Source organism: Cellulosimicrobium sp. NPDC030954 (genome assembly GCF_055571305.1).
The window spans coordinates 75,218-92,276 of record NZ_JBVIFN010000010.1 but is presented as its reverse complement, the minus strand read 5'-3'; the positions used below and the strand labels follow the sequence as shown (position 1 = coordinate 92,276).

Annotated in this window: 16 protein-coding genes; 9 read left to right on the top strand and 7 right to left on the bottom strand. The window is 75.3% G+C overall.

Annotation, left to right across the window (positions count from 1 at the left end; translation table 11 throughout):
• Positions 1-3: 3 nt before the first annotated feature.
• The gene (locus ACZ402_RS17215; protein WP_375825856.1) at positions 4-894 is read right to left on the bottom strand and encodes a LysR family transcriptional regulator; all 891 of its coding nucleotides are present in this window, start codon (positions 892-894) and stop codon (positions 4-6) included.
• 103 nt (positions 895-997) lie between these two features.
• Between ACZ402_RS17215 and ACZ402_RS17210 the strand changes: the two genes are divergently transcribed.
• Entirely contained in the window at positions 998-1,573 is a 576-nt protein-coding gene (locus ACZ402_RS17210; protein WP_375825855.1) for a dihydrofolate reductase family protein, read from the top strand.
• A gap of 323 nt (positions 1,574-1,896) precedes the next feature.
• A complete protein-coding gene (locus ACZ402_RS17205; RefSeq protein ID WP_375825854.1) occupies positions 1,897-2,631 on the top strand; it encodes a glutamine amidotransferase in 735 nt (244 codons plus the stop codon).
• Between the two features lie 101 nt (positions 2,632-2,732).
• Here ACZ402_RS17205 and ACZ402_RS17200 read toward each other — a convergent pair whose 3' ends face one another.
• The gene (locus tag ACZ402_RS17200; RefSeq protein ID WP_375825853.1) at positions 2,733-3,728 is read right to left on the bottom strand and encodes a sulfite exporter TauE/SafE family protein; all 996 of its coding nucleotides are present in this window, start codon (positions 3,726-3,728) and stop codon (positions 2,733-2,735) included.
• Positions 3,729-4,421: 693 nt separating this feature from the next.
• The gene (locus tag ACZ402_RS17195; RefSeq protein ID WP_047232267.1) at positions 4,422-4,880 is read right to left on the bottom strand and encodes an RrF2 family transcriptional regulator; all 459 of its coding nucleotides are present in this window, start codon (positions 4,878-4,880) and stop codon (positions 4,422-4,424) included.
• Positions 4,881-4,994: 114 nt separating this feature from the next.
• On the opposite strand from ACZ402_RS17195, the gene ACZ402_RS17190 reads away from it, so the two are divergent.
• A complete protein-coding gene (locus tag ACZ402_RS17190) occupies positions 4,995-5,795 on the top strand; it encodes an alpha/beta fold hydrolase (RefSeq protein ID WP_375825600.1) in 801 nt (266 codons plus the stop codon).
• A complete protein-coding gene (locus ACZ402_RS17185) occupies positions 5,795-7,360 on the top strand; it encodes a SpoIIE family protein phosphatase (RefSeq protein ID WP_375825599.1) in 1,566 nt (521 codons plus the stop codon). The genes ACZ402_RS17190 and ACZ402_RS17185 overlap by 1 nt, the downstream gene beginning before the upstream one ends.
• On the opposite strand, the gene ACZ402_RS17180 is transcribed toward ACZ402_RS17185, so the two are convergent.
• Complete coding sequence (locus ACZ402_RS17180; protein ID WP_375825598.1) at positions 7,334-7,831, bottom strand: NUDIX hydrolase; 498 nt, start codon at positions 7,829-7,831, stop codon at positions 7,334-7,336. The genes ACZ402_RS17185 and ACZ402_RS17180 overlap by 27 nt on opposite strands.
• A gap of 410 nt (positions 7,832-8,241) precedes the next feature.
• Here ACZ402_RS17180 and ACZ402_RS17175 point away from each other — a divergent pair, with 410 nt between their 5' ends.
• Positions 8,242-9,345: a 3-deoxy-7-phosphoheptulonate synthase gene (locus ACZ402_RS17175; RefSeq protein WP_375825605.1), complete on the top strand. Its 1,104-nt coding sequence runs from the start codon at positions 8,242-8,244 to the stop codon at positions 9,343-9,345.
• Between the two features lie 43 nt (positions 9,346-9,388).
• Here ACZ402_RS17175 and ACZ402_RS17170 read toward each other — a convergent pair whose 3' ends face one another.
• On the bottom strand, positions 9,389-10,870 hold the full coding sequence (locus tag ACZ402_RS17170; protein WP_375825597.1) for a DUF4232 domain-containing protein: 1,482 nt from the start codon (positions 10,868-10,870) through the stop codon (positions 9,389-9,391).
• 225 nt (positions 10,871-11,095) lie between these two features.
• Here ACZ402_RS17170 and ACZ402_RS17165 point away from each other — a divergent pair, with 225 nt between their 5' ends.
• Positions 11,096-11,836: a DUF2625 family protein gene (locus ACZ402_RS17165; RefSeq protein ID WP_375825596.1), complete on the top strand. Its 741-nt coding sequence runs from the start codon at positions 11,096-11,098 to the stop codon at positions 11,834-11,836.
• A 4-nt stretch (positions 11,837-11,840) separates the two neighbouring features.
• On the opposite strand, the gene sigJ is transcribed toward ACZ402_RS17165, so the two are convergent.
• Entirely contained in the window at positions 11,841-12,785 is a 945-nt protein-coding gene (gene sigJ, locus ACZ402_RS17160; protein ID WP_375825595.1) for an RNA polymerase sigma factor SigJ, read from the bottom strand.
• On the bottom strand, positions 12,782-13,537 hold the full coding sequence (locus ACZ402_RS17155) for an SDR family oxidoreductase (protein ID WP_375825594.1): 756 nt from the start codon (positions 13,535-13,537) through the stop codon (positions 12,782-12,784). Before ACZ402_RS17155 ends, sigJ begins: the two co-directional genes overlap by 4 nt.
• A 116-nt stretch (positions 13,538-13,653) precedes the next feature.
• Here ACZ402_RS17155 and ACZ402_RS17150 point away from each other — a divergent pair, with 116 nt between their 5' ends.
• The 3 genes from ACZ402_RS17150 to prpB are packed head-to-tail and all read left to right on the top strand — an operon-like array spanning position 13,654 to position 16,996.
• Positions 13,654-14,382, top strand: coding sequence for a GntR family transcriptional regulator (locus ACZ402_RS17150; RefSeq protein WP_375825593.1), 729 nt, complete (start codon positions 13,654-13,656; stop codon positions 14,380-14,382).
• Between the two features lie 29 nt (positions 14,383-14,411).
• Entirely contained in the window at positions 14,412-16,079 is a 1,668-nt protein-coding gene (locus ACZ402_RS17145; RefSeq protein WP_375825592.1) for an MmgE/PrpD family protein, read from the top strand.
• Positions 16,079-16,996, top strand: coding sequence for a methylisocitrate lyase (prpB, locus tag ACZ402_RS17140; RefSeq protein WP_375825591.1), 918 nt, complete (start codon positions 16,079-16,081; stop codon positions 16,994-16,996). Before ACZ402_RS17145 ends, prpB begins: the two co-directional genes overlap by 1 nt.
• The last annotated feature ends 63 nt before the right edge of the window (positions 16,997-17,059 follow it).

Sequence of the window (17,059 nt, the reverse complement as noted above, 5' to 3'; positions counted from 1 at the left end):
GGCTCAGATCGCCCGCGAGCCCAGCTCGCGGGCGATCTCGGCGAACCCGCGGACCTCGGGGGTCTCGCGGTCCCGCAGCCAGACGAGCACCCACTCGGTGTCGGGGACGTCGACGATCGGTACGTACACGACGCCGGGGTGCGTGTAGTACCGCCGCACGTGCGCGTTGAGCGGGGTGACCGCCCCGCCCGCGGCGACCACGGTCAGCACCTCGTGGAACGTGCGCGCGACCGGGCCGCGCAGCACCGGCCTGCCTGACGGCGTGCGGCGGGGCACCATCGCCTCCTCCCAGTACGTGGGGACGCCCGCGCCGAGCTCGAGCACGACGTGGTCTCCGAGGACCTCGACCGACACCGCGTCCTCGCCCGCGAGCGGGTGCCCCGCCGCGACGGCGAGGACGCGTCCCTCCGTGAGCACGCGCGGCCCCACGACGACGTCGGGCTCGCGGACCGGGGACCACGTCACCTGCAGGTCCGCCTCGCCTTCGCGCAGCGCCCCGAAGGGGTCCGAGAAGTGGAACTCGCGGCGCTCCACCGAGCATCCCGGGTGCCGCTCCCCGAACGCGTCGACCACCGGCTGCAGCTCGTGGCCGACGATGCCCATCGCGGCGACGCGCAGCACGCCGGCCGGACGCTCTCCCGTGCGACTGGCCGCCGCGATCCCGGACTGGATGAGCTCGTAGCCCTGGCGCAGGTCGTCGCGCAGGCGGGCACCGACCGGAGTGAGCTCGACGCGCCGGCTCGTACGCTCGAACAAGGTCGTGCCCATGCGGCGCTCCTGCCGGCTGATCGCCTGGCTCACGCGCGCGGGGGAGACGTGGAGCCGCTCGGCGGTGCGTCCGAAGTGGAGCTCGTCGGCGAGCGTCAGGAAGATCTCGATGTCCCTCAGCTCCACGCGGCCACCTCTGCCTCCGTCTCCGTGCACCGTTCACACCGGGTGAACGATCCACCCAGCATGCGTCATTGATGACGAATCGGTGGAATCCGAGGCTGGGTCCATGAGACGACTCACCTACTTCGTAGCCCTGTCCATCGACGGCTTCCTCTCGGGCCCGGACGACGAGGTCGACTTCTACCCCTCCTCCGACGCGTACAGCGCGCGCATGATCGACACGTTCCCCGACGTCCTGCCCACGCACGGGCGCCGCCAGCTCGGCGTCGACGACGCCCCCAACCGCACGTTCGACACGATCGTCATGGGCCGGCGGACGTACGAGCCCGCGCTCGAGCTCGGGATCACGAGCCCGTACGCGCACCTGCGCCAGTACGTCGTCTCGACGTCGCAGCCCGAGCTCGACCCGGCGGTGACGATCGTGCGGGACGACCCGGTCGGGCTCGTGCGAGCGCTCAAGGCCGAGGACTCCCCGCTCGACATCTACCTCGCGGGCGGCGGCGTCCTCGCGGGCGCGCTCCGCGGCGAGATCGACCGGCTCGTCGTCAAGCTCTACCCCGTCGTCGCCGGCGCCGGTCGGAGCGCGTTCGGTGGAACCGCGTTCCGGCCCACGACCTACGACCTGACCGACGTCGCCACGTTCGACGGCGGCAACGCCGTCCTCACATACGACCGTGCCTGAGCGCGTCCCCGCACGCGTGCTCCGGCGTCGCGCGTCGCTCCTCACGGCCCGCGCGGTCGTGACCGTCCGGCTCCTGCGGCCGCGCTGCCGCCGTCGGGCGCGCCGCCGGGCCGGGGACGTCGGCGCGGTCCTCGACGGCACGCTCGACGATCCGGACCGCGGGTCCGGTCCGGCTGCGACTTCGGTCCCGAGCAGGTTCCGTTCCCGGCGGCGACCCCTGTCCCGACCGGGGGTTCCGTTCCCGACCGGGGCTCCGGGTCTCGACCGCGGTCCCGCGCGGCGACCCCGGGCGAGGCCGCGAGGACGCACCTAGCGTGGTCGGCATGAGGCCGTTCCTGCTGCTCGCGTCGCGCGCGGAGGACCCCGCCGCCGACGGCGAGCACGCGGCCGTGCTCCGCTACTCCGGGCTGGACGCGGGAGCGCTGCACCGCGTCCGCATGGAGGCCGGGCCGCTGCCGGCGATCGACCTCGACGACTACTCGGGGGTGATCGTCGGCGGCAGCCCGTTCGACTCGTCCTTGCCCGAGGGGGACAAGTCGCCGACGCAGCGCCGCGTCGAGCGGGAGCTCGCGCCGCTCCTGGACGAGATCGTCGAGCGCGACGTCCCGTTCCTCGGCGCTTGCTACGGCGTCGGGACGCTCGGGCTGCACGAGGGCGCCGTCCTCGACGACACGTTCGCCGAGCCGATCTCGCCCGTGACGATCCGGCTCACGCCCGAAAGCCGGGCCGACCCGCTCCTCGCCGACCTGCCCGACGCGTTCGAGGCGTACGTCGGGCACAAGGAGGCCGTGACCCGGCTGCCGTCGCACGCGGTGCTCCTCGCGACGTCGGACGCCTGCCCGGTCCAGATGTTCCGGGTCAAGCAGAACCTCTACGCGACCCAGTTCCACCCCGAGCTCGACCTGGACGGGATCCTCACGCGCATCGGCGTCTACCGGGACTACGGGTACTTCGCGCCCGAGACGGCGGGCGACGTCGAAGCGACCGTCCGTCGCGGCGACGTCTGGGTGCCGCACCGCATCCTCGCGGCGTTCGTGCGCCGCTACGCTCGCGCCTGAGAAGGTCGTCGCAGGTCGAGCATGCGGTTGCTGCCCGTCCTGACACCAGGACGGACCGTCCGCATGCTCGGGCTCGGGCTCGGGCTCGGGGTCGGGTGGGGTCAGCGGGGGGCGGGTGCCGGCTGCGGGCCGGGGGCGTCGGCCACCACGGGGGCGGTCGGGTCGGCGGGTTCGTGGCTCTCGGCGGCCTCGAGCGGCTCGGCGGCCTCGAGCGGCTCGGCGGCCTCGAGGGCGACGGCGCGGCGGTGGGCCCGGACCGACCACGCGACGGCTGCGGCCCACACGATGGCGACGAGCCCCAGCACGACGCCCTGGACCGCGCCGTTCGCGTCGACCCAGTCGGAGCGCAGCAGCGTGCGGACGTTGGTGAGGACGATGACGCCGCCCACCGCGGAGCCCAGGATGCGGGGCGGCAGCAGCCGCACCAGCCAGGCTGCGATCGGCGCCGCGACCAGGCCGCCGAGCAGCAGCGCGGCGACCCACAGCAGGTCGATGCCCTGCGAGCCGAGCGAGAACAGGAAGCCGAGCGACGCGGCGACCGCGACGAGGAACTCGCTCGTGTCGATCGACCCGATGACCTTGCGCGGCTCGATGCGCCCCGACGCGAGCAGCGCCGGCGTCCCGACCGGCCCCCAGCCGCCGCCGCCCGTCGCGTCGACGAAGCCGGCGACCAGACCGAGCGGGGCGAGGAACCGCTTGCGGAGAGGGAGGCCCTGCCGACCCTTCGGCAGCCCGACGAACGTGAACCGCGACAGCACGTACACGCCCAGCGCCAGGAGGAGCAGCGACATGACCGGCGCGGCGAGCTCCGTCGACAGGTTCGACAGGAACGTCGCGCCCGCGAACGCGCCGATCGCGCCCGGGACGCCGATCCGCACGACGACCTTCCAGTCCACGTTCCCGAACCGCCAGTGCGCCGCACCCGACGCGAGCGTCGTCCCGATCTCCGCGAGGTGGATCGTCGCCGACGCCGCCGCGGGGTTCGTCCCGATCGCGAGCAGGAGCGTCGTCGACGTCACGCCGTACGCCATGCCGAGGCTGCCGTCGACGAGCTGCGCGCCGAGACCCACGAGGGCCAGCAGGATGAGGGTCCGCACCGCGTCCTCCGTGCTCGGGATGGGCCGGGGCAGCCCCGACGTGTCCCGACAAGGTTGATCGAACGAGTCCAGTATGTGAAGCGTCGACCACATCGTGGGCCAGTGTTAACAGGCTCGTCTCGGGGCCGTCCGACACGCGACCAGCGTGTACCGGCCGCGGCGACCGGAGCCCGTCGGCCTTCTGCCCGCGCGGCAGGTCGGAAAGGTCAGATGCGTCTCGATGCTGCCCGCGCGGCTGTCCTGGCTGTCCTGGCTGGCCGGGGTGATCTGGGATGCCGGGGTGGCCGGGATGGCCGTGGAGGGTGGCGCGCCCTCGGCGGCCCACGGCGGACGTCACCACGTGCCACCGCGAGCCGCGCGCGTGGTGGCGAGATGCGAGAAATGGCCCTGAGAACGCGGCCCGGAGGGGCCACTTCTCGGATCTCGACCAGACCCTCCCGCCACCGTGCGGCACGACCGCCCGCCCAGGCCGAGCCTGACCGCCGAACCGGGGCCGCGGGTCGTGCGGCGACGGACAGGACGAGCGGTGGGGTCGGACCGTGTGCGCAGGACGTCAGAGGCGCACTCCGAGAACCCCCGCCCGAAAGACCAGGGTGACGGTGCGCCAGTCCCAGCACACGGTCCGACCCCACCGCGGACCCGACCCCGCGGGCAGGAGACCCGAGCCGAGCGGACCGACCGCCGCTCAGCGGGTCAGGGGTTCTCCCAGGCGTCGGCGCGGGCCGCGAGGGCGTGGACGTCGTCGGGGAGGTCGCGGCGGACGACGTCGTCGATCGTCACGCGGTCGAGCACGTCGCGGACGCTCGCGCGGAGGGCGACCCAGACCTCGAGGAGCGCGGCGGCGGAGCCCTCGTACTCGAGGCTGGGCGGGCGCTCGTCGCGCACGGTGACGAGCGGTCCGTCGACGGCGCGGAAGACGTCGGCGAGGGTGACCTCGGACGCGGGGCGCGCGAGGCGGTGGCCGCCGGAGCGGCCGCGGACGCTGGCGACGATGCCGGCGCGGCGCAGGTCGCCGAGGATCCGTTCGAGGAAGGAGACGGGCAGTCCCTGGCCGGCCGCGAGGTCCTCCGCCCGCACGGGGTCGCCGTGGGGGGACGCCGCGAGCTCGGCGCACGCCCGTACCGCATAGTCAGCCTTCGCCGAGACACGCATGGGGACATTGTGCCGTGCGCAGGGTCGCGGACGGTCGTGCACAGCGTCTCCGGGAGCGATCTCACCCGCGTGGGCCCTGCTCATCCGGTTCGGGTTCCCCCTACGCTGTGACCCGTGGACGTGCGGGAACGCAACAACGTGCGGGTCATGGGGCCCGCGGGGGGGCCGACGATGGTCTTCGCGCACGGCTTCGGCGGCGACCAGTCGATGTGGCGCTTCGTCGCGCCCGCGTTCGCGGCGGACCACCGGGTCGTGCTCTTCGACCACTCGGGCTGCGGCGCGTCCCACCCGGCCGCGTACGACCCCGCGCGGCACGCGGAGCTGGGGGGCTACGTCGCCGACATGGTCGAGGTCGTGGAGGACGTCGCGGACGAGCCGGTGATCCTCGTGGGGCATTCGGTGAGCGCGGTGATCGCGCTCCTCGCGGCGGCGGACCGTCCGGACCTCGTCGACCGCCTGGTGCTCGTCGGACCGAGCCCCCGGTACATCGACGAGGAGGGGTACCGCGGCGGGTTCTCGGCCGAGGAGATCGACGAGCTGCTCGAGACGATGGACGCGAACTATCTGGGCTGGACGCAGGCGATGGCGCCGGTGATCGTCGGGAACCCGGACCGTCCGGCGCTGGGGGACGAGCTCGCGGAGGTCTTCCGGCGCAACGACCCGGCGATCGCGCGGCAGTTCGCGCGCGTGACGTTCCTCGGCGACAACAGGGCGGACCTGGCGCGCGTGCGGACCCCGGCCCTCGTCGTGCAGAGCCGGGAGGACGTCATCGCCCCGCAGACGGTGGGACGGTACGTGCACGAGCACCTGCCGGGGAGCGAGCTGGTCGTCATCGACTCGGTCGGGCACTGCCCGAACCTGTCGCACCCGGCGCTCCTCGTCGGGGCGATGCGTGACTGGCTCGGGGGTTCCTGATGGTGATGTCGCGCGGCGAGCGCTGGGTGCTCGCGCCCGTCGCGCTCCTGCTCCTCGACGCGGAGGGGCGGGTGCTCGACGCGAACGACGAGCTCCTGCGCCTGCTGGACGTGCCGGACGTGGAGGCGGTCGCGGGGCGCCGGCTCGCGGACCTGCTCACGGTGGGCGGCCGCATCTACTGGGAGACGCACCTCGGTCCGCGCCTGCACACCGAGGGGCGGGTCGACGAGGTCGCGGTGGAGCTGCGGACGCCGCGGGGTCGCGAGCCGGTGCTGCTCACGGCGATCGGGCGGGAGGTCCGGGGAGAGCGCCTCGTCGAGGTCGCGATGCTGGTGGCGCGCGAGCGGTCGCGCTTCGAGCACGAGCTGGTGGGGGCCCGGCGCGCGGCGGAGGAGGCGGAGCGGCGCGTGCGGCTGCTGCACGGGATCGCCGCCGACCTGGCGAGCGTCGCCGGTCTCGACGGCGTCGCGTGGGTCCTGCTCCGGGCGGCGGTGACGATGCTCGGGGCGGGCGACGCGGCCCTGTGGACGCCGCAGGAGGGCGGCCCGCTCCGCCGCTGGGGCGGCGCCGCGGGGGTGACCGCCCCGACGATCGACGAGCTGACGGAGGCGGGCGTGCGCGCGGACGGGACCGTCGTCGTCCCGCTGCGCACGGCCGGGGCGCTGCTCGGCGTCCTCGCGCTGGAGCCGCGCCGGGCGGCGGGCTCGGAACCGGTCGACCTCGGCACGGCGGCCGCGGCGGGGCAGCTCGCGGCGCTCGCGCTGGCCCGGGCGACGACCCACGAGCAGAGCGTGTCGGTCGCGAGCGAGCTGCAGGGCGCGATGCTGTCGGACGGGATCGTCGCCGACCCGCACGTGGAGGTCGCGGCCTGCTACCGCCCTGGTGTGCACGACCTGCAGGTCGGCGGCGACTGGTACGACACCTTCCGCGTGGCCCCGGACGTCGTCGCGCTCTCGGTCGGGGACGTGGTGGGGCGCGGGCTCAAGGCCGCGACCGCGATGGGGCAGCTCCGGACGGCGGTCCGCGCGGCGTCGGACACCGGCCTGCCGCCGGAGGAGGTGGTGGAGCGGCTCGACCGCTTCGTCGACCGGACCGGGACGGGGTTCATGACGAGCCTCGTGTACGGGGAGCTCGAGCTGCGGGAGGGGACGCTGCGGTACACGTGCGCGGGACACCTGCCGCCGCTGCTCGTGCGCGCGGACGGGTCGGCGGGCTACCTGTGGGAGGCGCGGTCCACACCGTTGGGCGTCCGGGGCACGACGCCGCGCGTCGCCGACACGGTGACGCTCGCCCCGGGCGACCTGCTGCTCCTCTTCACCGACGGTGTCGTGGAGCGCCGTGACCGGCCGCTCGCGCTCGCGCTCGACGAGCTTGCGGAGATCGTCACGAACGCGCTCGGCGCCGGGCTGAGCGGCACGGAGCTGCTGGAGGCGGTCGTCGCGCGCGCGCCGGAGGACGACGACGCGTGCCTGCTCGCGGTGCGCTGGCTCGGCCCGGGGGCGCCGGGCGAGTCCGCGACGGAGGCGTCGCGCGTCGCGTCAGCGGACGAAGAAGGGGCCGACTGAGGGGTCCGCGAGCCGGCCGAGCGCGTGGCCGAGCCGCTCGACCGTGGAGCGTGCGAGGTCGTCGGGCAGGTCGTCCGGGGCGAACCACGCGACCGCGAGCGACTCGTCGTCCGCGACGTGCGCCGCCGCCGCGGCGGCGGGGGACACGGGTCGGCACAGGAACGCGAGGTCGAGGTACTGCGACCGGTCGCCGTTGGGGTACTCGACCGGTTCGGTGACGGTCACCGCGACCAGCGTGTCCACGACGACGTCGACCCCCGTCTCCTCGCGTACCTCCCGTGCGAGCCCGACGGCGGGGTCCTCGCCGGGCTCGAGGATCCCGCTGATCATGGCCCACTGCCCGGTGTCGGCGCGCTGCCCGAGCAGCAGGCGGCCGTCGTCGTCGACCACGACGGCCGACACCCCCGGCATCCACAGGAGGTCGGTCCCGACGTGGGACCGCAGGGCGGCGACGAACTCGGGGATGGGCATGTCCCGAGCCTAGGCGGGCCCGGCGACCCGGACGACCGGCACGTGAGACGGGCCGTCCGACCCGCGGAGGCCCTGTGCTACGGTCGCTCCGTGACTTCTCAGTGGTATTGGCGCTTTACGCAGGCTCCCGGTGGGGCCGTGCGGGCGTTCGCCTGACCACAGATCACCACCCGGAGCCAGCACAGGGCCTTGGACGCGGACCGCGTCCGGGCCCTTCGTCGTGAGACGGGCCGCTCCGGGACCACGGGCGGCAGCAGGCCGGTGAAGCGCCGCTGGGCACCGCTGAGCACTCCGATCTCACGGCGGCCCCCGACCACCGCCGCACAGACCAGGAGCCTCCCGTGACCAGCACGACCGCCCAGCCCGAGACCGCGTCGTCCAGCCCGACGTCCACCGCGTCGTCCGACCAGGTGACGAGTACCGTCGACCCCGTGGACAGCCCCGAGCTCCAGGCCCGCACGAGCGACCTGCGGGTCCGCGCGCTCGACGCGCTCCCCGCCCCGCGCGCGATGCTCGCCGACCTGCCGCTCGGCGCCACGCGCAGCGACCTCGTGACGACGTCGCGCCGCGAGGTCCGCGACGTCCTCGCGGGCGACGACGACCGCCTCCTCGTCATCGTCGGCCCGTGCTCGGTGCACGACCCCGAGGCCGCGCTCGAGTACGCGGGCCGCCTGGCCGCCGTCGCGCACGAGCTCGCCGACGACCTCATGGTCGTCATGCGCGTGTACTTCGAGAAGCCGCGCACCACGGTGGGCTGGAAGGGCCTCATCAACGACCCGCACCTCGACGGGTCGCACGACGTCCGCCACGGCCTGCGCCTCGCGCGCGAGGTGCTGCTCGGCGTCCTCGACGCCGGCGTCCCCGCCGCGTGCGAGTTCCTCGAGCCGACGAGCCCGCAGTACATCGCCGACGCCGTGTCCTGGGGCGCGATCGGCGCGCGCAACGCGGAGTCGCAGGTGCACCGCCAGCTCGCCTCCGGCCTGTCGATGCCCGTCGGGTTCAAGAACGCGACCGACGGCGACGTGCAGATCGCGGTCGACGGCTGCATCACCGCGGCGAGCGAGCACACGTTCTTCGGCATGGACTCGCTCGGTCGCGCGGCGGCCGTCGAGACGGCGGGCAACCCCGACTGCCACGTCATCCTGCGCGGCGGGCGCTCGGGCCCCAACTACGGGGCCGACGACGTCGCGGCGGCGCTCGCGGTCGCGCGCACCTCGGGGCAGGGCGGGGTCACGGAGCACGGGCTCGTCGTGGACGCGTCGCACGGCAACTCGGGCAAGAGCCACGTGCGCCAGGCGGAGGTCGTGCGCGAGGTCTCCGCGCGGCTGGCCGAGGGCGAGCAGGGGATCACGGGGCTCATGATGGAGAGCTTCCTCGTGGCGGGCGCGCAGAAGCCCGCGCCGAGCGGACTCGTGTACGGGCAGTCGGTCACCGACGCGTGCATCGACTGGGACACGACGGCCGACCTGCTGCGCGAGCTCGCCGCCGCGGTGCGCACCCGCCGCGCGCTCTGAGGCGGTCCGGGGGCTCGCCCGTCCGCGACGTTCGGGTGACGCGTCAGCTCGCGAGCTCCCTCGCGGGCGTCCACGACCCGATCATCGCGGTCCCGCCGCCGAGCAGGTCGAGGCCGTCCCCGACGCCGGGGATCCCCGCGAGCCCGACGACGGACTCGGGGTCGCCCGGGTGCGGGGCCACGAGCAGCGTCGTGACGAGCGGCGGGTCGTCGGCCGTCGACCCGCCGCGCCACGAGAGCGCGGCCCAGGCCGTGGCGCCCGGCGCGAGCGTGAGCGGGGCGAGACCGTCGTCGTCCGGCTCGAGGAGGACGTCCGTCTCCGAGCCGTCGTCGGCGACGAAGCGGACCGCGGGCGCGCCGGCGAGCACGCACTCCGCGGTGCCGTCGTTGCGGGCCGTGACGGTGAGGAACCGGCGTCCCGCGGCGGCGTCGAACCCCAGGGCCCCGAGGGTGAGGTCGCCGGTCGCGCACGCGCCCCCGGGGCGGTCCCCGGCCGTCGGGGCTACACCCGCGACGAACCCGGAGCGGGTCGCGGAGGCGCCGCCGTCCGTCGCGCCGTGGACCTGGTACGCGAGCACCGGGCCGGCGTAGGCTGCGCCGTCGAGCACGCGGGCGACCACGGCTGCGTCGCCCGAGGTGATCACCGTGAGCAGGGGGTCCTGGGGGAACGTGTCGCGAACGGCGTCGTGCACGACCTGCGTCACGCCGGGCTCCGCGGCGACGTCGGCCAGGAGCGTGAGCAGGGCGTCGTCGGGGACGGTCAGCCCGTCGCCGTCGTAGGTGCCGACCCCGGAGCCCTGGACGCCGAGACTCGTCAGCCCTCGACCTTCGGCCCGCACGAGCGCGGCGACGGGGACGAGGTCGTCGGCCGAGCGGACGTCGACCGAGGCGGCGCCCGGGGCGAGGTACACGCGCCGCACGGAGTCGTGGGCGACGAGGCGGACCGCGTCGGCGACGGCGTCGGCGCCGAGGAGGTCGGGGCGCGGCTCCCCGGTGGTCGGGTCGACGCCGGGGACGGAGGCCGCTCCCGGGCCCTGCTCGACGGCGAGCGTCCCGCCGCTCGCGTCCGTGCCCTCGACCCGGAGCGACCACGCGCCGCCGCCGGGCACCGCGGCGACGATCGCGCTCGCGTCCAGGGTAGTGCGCTGCGCGACCTCGGGAGAGGGGAGCGGAGTCACCAGCGTGATCTCGGCCGACGTGCCCACCCGCCCGTTCGTCTGCACGTCCTCGACGCCCGGCAGGGCGAGCAGGAGCGCGATCATGTCCTCCGTCCCCTGGTCGGGGTCGACCGGCCCGGGCGACGTCGCCGTCGACCCGTCCGGTGGTGACGACGGGAGCGCGGCCGGACCGTCCGCCACGGCGGGGGCGTCGAGGACCGCGGGGGCGAGGAGCGCGGCGACGACCGCGAGGCCCACGCCCGCGACCGACGCGACGACGGCGACCGTGCTCCGCGGGACCCGGGTCGCGCTCTCGGGCGCAGCCTCGTCGGTGCCGTCCGTCGTCGGTGCGATGCGCTCGTCGTCCACGGCCGAGACGCTACCCACGCGCGTGCCCCGACGTGGCCGCGCCGACGCGGTCTGCCCGGGCTCGCCCCCGAGTCTTCACACCCGTCCCGGCGCCCGCGGGGCGAACCGCGGCGGGACGGGCGCAGGGTCCCTGCCGAATCGGTCTTTCAGCCCATCGGGGGACCTGCCGGGCGCAGCTCCATAGCAGGACTCCTGGATACCGGCAACATCTGGCATGATCCGGCCATGACAGTGAGGACGGCCGCCGAGCTCGCGGCGGTCGAGGACCCCGCGTGGCCGACGCTCTCCCGCATGCTCGGGCGCGGCGGCGTGGAGGTCGTGCCGCCTCCCGCGTGGTCGCTCGAGGTCCTCTTCCGGCTGCAGGTCACCGTCCGCTCGACGCTGGGCGCGCTCGCGCTCCACACCGGCGGGGTGCTCGTCGACGGCGGGTGGCTGCGCATCATCGGCGGGGGCGGCGCGGGGCTGCCCGACCTCGCGACCGTCAACGGGCTCGGCGAGCCGGGGGAGCACAGCGTGGCGCCGTCGGTCCTGGTCGTCGCGTACGACGTGCTGGGGGGCACGTTCGCGATCAACGGCGGCGGGCTCCCGGGCCAGCTCGGCAACGTCAACTACTTCGCGCCCGACTCGCTCACGTGGGTCGACCTCGGGTTCGGCCAGGCGGCCTTCCTCGAGTGGGCGGTGAGCGGCGGGACCACGGAGTTCTACGCGTCGGTCCGCTGGCCCGGCTGGTACGACGAGATCGGGGCCGTCCGGCTCGACGAGGGGCTGAGCCTCTACCCGCCGCTGTGGTCGGAGGAGGGGCGCGACGTCACGCGGTCGTCGCGCACGCCCGTCCCGCTCGGCGAGCTCGTGGACTGGCACTTCGAGATGGCCGAGCGCATGACGCCCGTCGACGACTACGTGCGCGACGCCGACGAGCACCTCGACGGCTACGGCTCCTGGCCCGCCGGGGACTACCGGCCGTAGCCGGTCAGGGCCACCACGGTGCCGCGTCGTCGAGCAGCCCCGGCGGGACGGTGGCGAGCTTGTCCGGGTTCCGCACGATGTCGAGGGCCGCGATGCGCCCGGCGACGAGCGTGAACGCCAGGACGGTGAGCACGCCCGAGCCGTCGACGAGCGCGAGCCCGGGACTTCCGTTGACGTCCACGGCCCCCGCGCCGAGCGGCGGGTTGCGGAGGTAGGAGAGCAGGACCTCCCCGACGGTCGCGGCGCCCTGGACCGGGTGGCGGAGCGCGCGGACCTTGCCGCCGCCGTCGCCCCGGAGCGTCACGTCGGGGTCGAGCAGACCGAGCAGGGCCGGCAGGTCGTCGCCCGCGCACGCCGCGACGAACGCCTCGACGACGCGCTCCTGCTCGGCGCGCGACGTCCGACCGCGCGGCCGTCCCGCCTCGACGTCCTTGCGGGCGCGCGACGCGAGCTGGCGCACCGCTGCGGGCGAGCGCCCGACGACGTCGCCCACCTCCTCGAACGGCAGCCCGAAGACGTCGTGCAGGACGAACGCGACGCGCTGCGCGGGCGAGAGCCGTTCGAGCACGACGAGCAGCGCCATGCTCACCTCCTCGTCCAGCGTGACCCGCTCGGCGGGGTCGACGGCCCCCGCCGACGTCGCGGCCGCCGCGGCGACCGGTGACCTCGCGCCGGGCGCCGTGACGACGGGCTCGGGCAGCCACGTCCCGACGTAGCGCTCGCGCCGCACGCGCGCGCTGCCGAGCACGTCGAGCGCGAGGCGCCCGACCGTCGTCGTGAGCCACGCCGCGAGGTTGCGGATCGACGCCGGGTCCTGGGTGCGCAGGCGCAGCCACGCGTCCTGGACGCAGTCCTCGGCGTCCGACCAGGACCCGGTGGTCGCGTAGGCGAGGCGCAGGAGGCGCGGACGCTCCGCCTCGAAGGCGTGCGCGAGGTCGTCGGTGCTCACCGCGCGACCGCCGCGGTGGGCTGGGCGGCGAGCCAGCCGCGGAAGGTCGTCGTGCCGCGCGCGTCGGGGTGCGGGTCGGTGAGGCCGCCCGCGCGCAGCGCCCGCCCGAGCTTCCCGGGCAGCGGGACGCGGACCGGGAGCGCCCGCGAGCCGGTCGCCGCGCGCCAGGCGCGCGCCGCGTCCCGCAGGTCGAGCACCTCAGGCCCGGCGACGGTCGTCGTGCCGCGCAGCGGCTCGCGCTCGGCGGCGTCGGCGACCGCGGAGCCCGCGTCGCTCGCGGCGACGGGCTGGACCGGGGCGCGCAGGAGCGGCACGACGCCTCGGCGCGCGGCACCGGCGAGCGTCCCGGCGACGAACTCGTGGAACTGCGTCACGGCGACAACGGTCCACGGGACGACGCCCGCGGCGACCGCCCGCTCCTGCTCGACCTTCACGCCGTAGTAGGCCATCGGCACATCGTGGCACCCCACGATCGAGACGAGCACGTGGTGCCGCACCCCGGCGTCGCGCTCGGCCGCGAGGAGCCGCCGCGTCCCGTCGACGAGCGTGGCGCGCGCGTCGGCCGTGGACGACGACGCGTTGCTCGCGTCCACGACGACGTCCACCCCGGCGAGCGCGGCCGGGAGCCCGGCGCCCGTCCGGAGGTCGACGGCGTACCGCTCCGCGTGCCTGCTCAGCGCACGCACCTCGTGCCCGCGCGCGGTCAGCGCCGCGACGACGTGCCGGCCGATCGTCCCTATCCCACCTGTCACTGCGATCCTCATACCCGTACGACGCCGCAGCGCCCCCGGTTGTGACATCTCGCCGGACGGGAGCGCCGATCCGCTAGTTGTATACAAGTGCGCAGGACGTGTGGCACGATGGCCGGGTGACGACGACGCCCGACCTGCGCGCCGCCGTCGGGCAGTCCGCGACGCCCGGCGACGCGGGCCTTACGCGCCGCCAGTCCGGCGCCCGCGCGGTCTACGACCTCCTGCGCGGCCGCATCATCGACGGCACGCTCGCGCCCGACGCGCGCCTCACCGAGCCCGTGCTGTCCGCCGAGCTCGGCGTCTCCCGGACCCCCGTGCGCGAGGCGCTGCGCCTGCTCCAGGCGGAGGCGCTCGTCGTCGAGCTGCCCACCGGGGGAGTGCGCGTCGCGCCGCTCGACGTCGCGGACGCACGTCGCGTCTACGACGTGCGCGCCCGCCTCGAGGGCCTGCTCGCCCGGGACGCGTGCGAGCGCGCCACGCCCGACGACGTCGCCCGCCTCGTCCGGCTCGTGACGCTCATGGACGCCGTGCGCGACCACGAGGACGAGGTGCTGCGCGTCGGCGCGCAGTTCCACGGCGAGATCGAGACCCTCGCCGACAACCGCTGGGGGTCGGCGCTCCTGCGCCAGATCCGCGGCCACGTCGACCGGTACCGCGCGCTCGCCGCGCGTCGCCGCGTCGGTACCACCGACCACGTCGACGAGCACCGCGCCGTCGCCGACGCGATCGCGAGCCGGGACCCCGCCGCGGCCGAGGCCGCGATGCGAGCCCACATCGAGCGCAGCGCCGCCCTCGCCGAGCAGTCCCTGCGCGGCGCGGGGTCGGCGACCGACGACCTCCCCTGACCACCGCCCACCGCACGACGGAGACACCGATGCCGTACACCCACCACCTGCGCGTCTACCCCAGCGCGGAGCCGCTCGACCGCACCGACCAGCTCGCGTGGAAGCTCGCCGAGCTCGCGACCGACCCCGTCGAGGTCACGCCCGAGGTCGTCGACATGGTGATCAACCGCGTCATCGACAACGCGGCCGTCGCCGCGGCCAGCCTCACGCGCGGCCCCGCGGTCGCGGCGCGCGGGCAGGCGCTCGCGCACCCGTACACGCCGGGCGCGACGGTGTTCGGCTGCGGCCTCGACACCCGCACGAGCCCCGAGTGGGCGGCCTGGGCGAACGGCGTCGCGGTGCGCGAGCTCGACTTCCACGACACGTTCCTCGCCGCGGAGTACTCGCACCCGGGCGACAACATCCCGCCGATCCTCGCCGTCGCGCAGCACGCCGGGTCCGACGGCGCCGCGGTCGTGCGGGCGATCGCGACCGGCTACGAGATCCAGGTCGACCTCGTCCGCGCGATCAGCCTCCACCAGCACAAGATCGACCACGTCGCGCACCTCGGGCCGTCGGCCGCCGCGGGCATCGGGACGCTGCTCGGCCTCGACACCGAGACGGTGTTCCAGGCGATCGGCCAGGCCCTGCACACGACGACGGCCACGCGCCAGTCCCGCAAGGGCCAGATCTCCACGTGGAAGGCGCACGCCCCCGCGTTCGCGGGCAAGGTCGCGGTCGAGGCCGTCGACCGGGCGATGCGCGGCCAGACGTCGCCCGAGCCGATCTACGAGGGCGAGGACGGCGTCGTCGCCTGGCTGCTCGACGGCCCGGACGCGGCGTACGACGTCGTGCTCCCGGCCCCCGGCGAGCCGAAGACGGCGATCCTCGACACGTACACCAAGGAGCACTCCGCGGAGTACCAGTCGCAGGCGCTCATCGACCTCGCCCGGGCGCTGCACGACGAGCACCCGTGGCTCGCCGACCCGGACAACGTGACGAGCGTCGTCATCCACACGAGCCACCACACCCACTACGTCATCGGCTCGGGCGCGAACGACCCGCAGAAGTACGACCCGACGGCGTCGCGCGAGACGCTCGACCACTCGATCCCGTACATCTTCGCGGTCGCGCTGCAGGACGGCGGCTGGCACCACGTCGACTCGTACACCCCCGAGCGCGCGGGCCGCGCCGACACCGTCGCCCTGTGGGCCAAGGTCACCACCGCCGAGGACCCCGAGTGGACGCGCCGCTACCACTCGACCGACCCGGCCGAGAAGGCGTTCGGCGGGCGCGTCGAGATCGAGCTGGCCGACGGCGGACGCCTCGTCCGCGAGATCGCCGTCGCCGACGCGCACCCGCTCGGTGCGCGGCCGTTCGGGCGCGAGCAGTACGTCAAGAAGTTCCGCACGCTCGCGGCGGGCGTGCTCGAGGACGCCGAGATCGAGCGCTTCCTCGACCTCGCGCAGCGGCTCCCGTCGCTCACGCCCGCCGAGGTGCGCGAGCTGACGATCGTCGGGCGCCCGGGCCTCCTCGACGCGGTCCCCACCCCGACCGGTCTCTTCGAGCTCGGGCGCGACGAGGTCGGCGGGGCGCGCGCCGAGTTCGAGGGCGAGGGCTTCACCATGCACGAGGCGCCCGACACCGCGGCGCAGCCCGGCGGACACGGTGACCCTGCGCCGTCGGGCCCCACGACCACCGAGGGAGAGGCCCGCTGATGCTGTACAGCCAGGTGACGCCGTCGGACAAGCGGCGCGCGTTCCGCGCGGCGCTCGACGCCGCGGCGACCACGGGGGAGCCCCTGCGGCTCCCGGGCGCGTTCAACCCGCTGTCCGCACGCCTGGTCCAGGACAAGGGCTTCGAGGGCGTGTACGTGTCGGGGGCCGTGCTGTCGGCGGACCTCGGCCTGCCCGACATCGGCCTCACGACCCTCACCGAGGTCGCGGGGCGCTCGCAGCAGATCGCGCGCGTCACCGACCTGCCCGCGCTCGTCGACGCCGACACCGGCTTCGGCGAGCCGATGAACGTCGCGCGGACCGTCCAGGCGCTCGAGGACGCGGGCGTCGCGGGCGCGCACGTCGAGGACCAGGTCAACCCCAAGCGGTGCGGCCACCTCGACGGCAAGGAGGTCGTCGGGCTCGACGAGGCGGCCAAGCGCGTCCGCGCGGCCGCCGACGCGCGCCGCGATCCCGGCTTCCTGGTCATGGCGCGCACCGACGTCCGCGGCACGATCCCCGGCGACGCCGGGCTGCGCGCCGCGATCGACCGCGCGAAGGCGCTCGTCGACGCGGGCGCCGACGCGATCTTCCCCGAGGCGATGAAGGACCTGTCCGAGTTCGAGGCCGTCGCGTCGGCCGTGGACGTGCCCGTGCTCGCCAACATGACCGAGTTCGGCAAGTCCGAGCTCTTCACGCGCCGCCAGCTCGGCGACGCCGGGGTCCGGCTGATCATCTACCCCGTCACGCTCCTGCGGGTCGCGATGGGCGCCGCCGAGCGCGCGCTCGACGAGATCGCCGCGACCGGCACCCAGGCGGGCCAGGTCGAGGTCATGCAGACGCGCGCGCGCCTCTACGAGCTGCTCGACTACGCCGCCTACAACACCTTCGACGAGGGCATCTTCACCTACCGGCCCTGACGACCCGCCGGTGCCGCGCGCCCGTGGGGCCGCGGCACCGGCATCTCCCCGCGACCCGTGCAG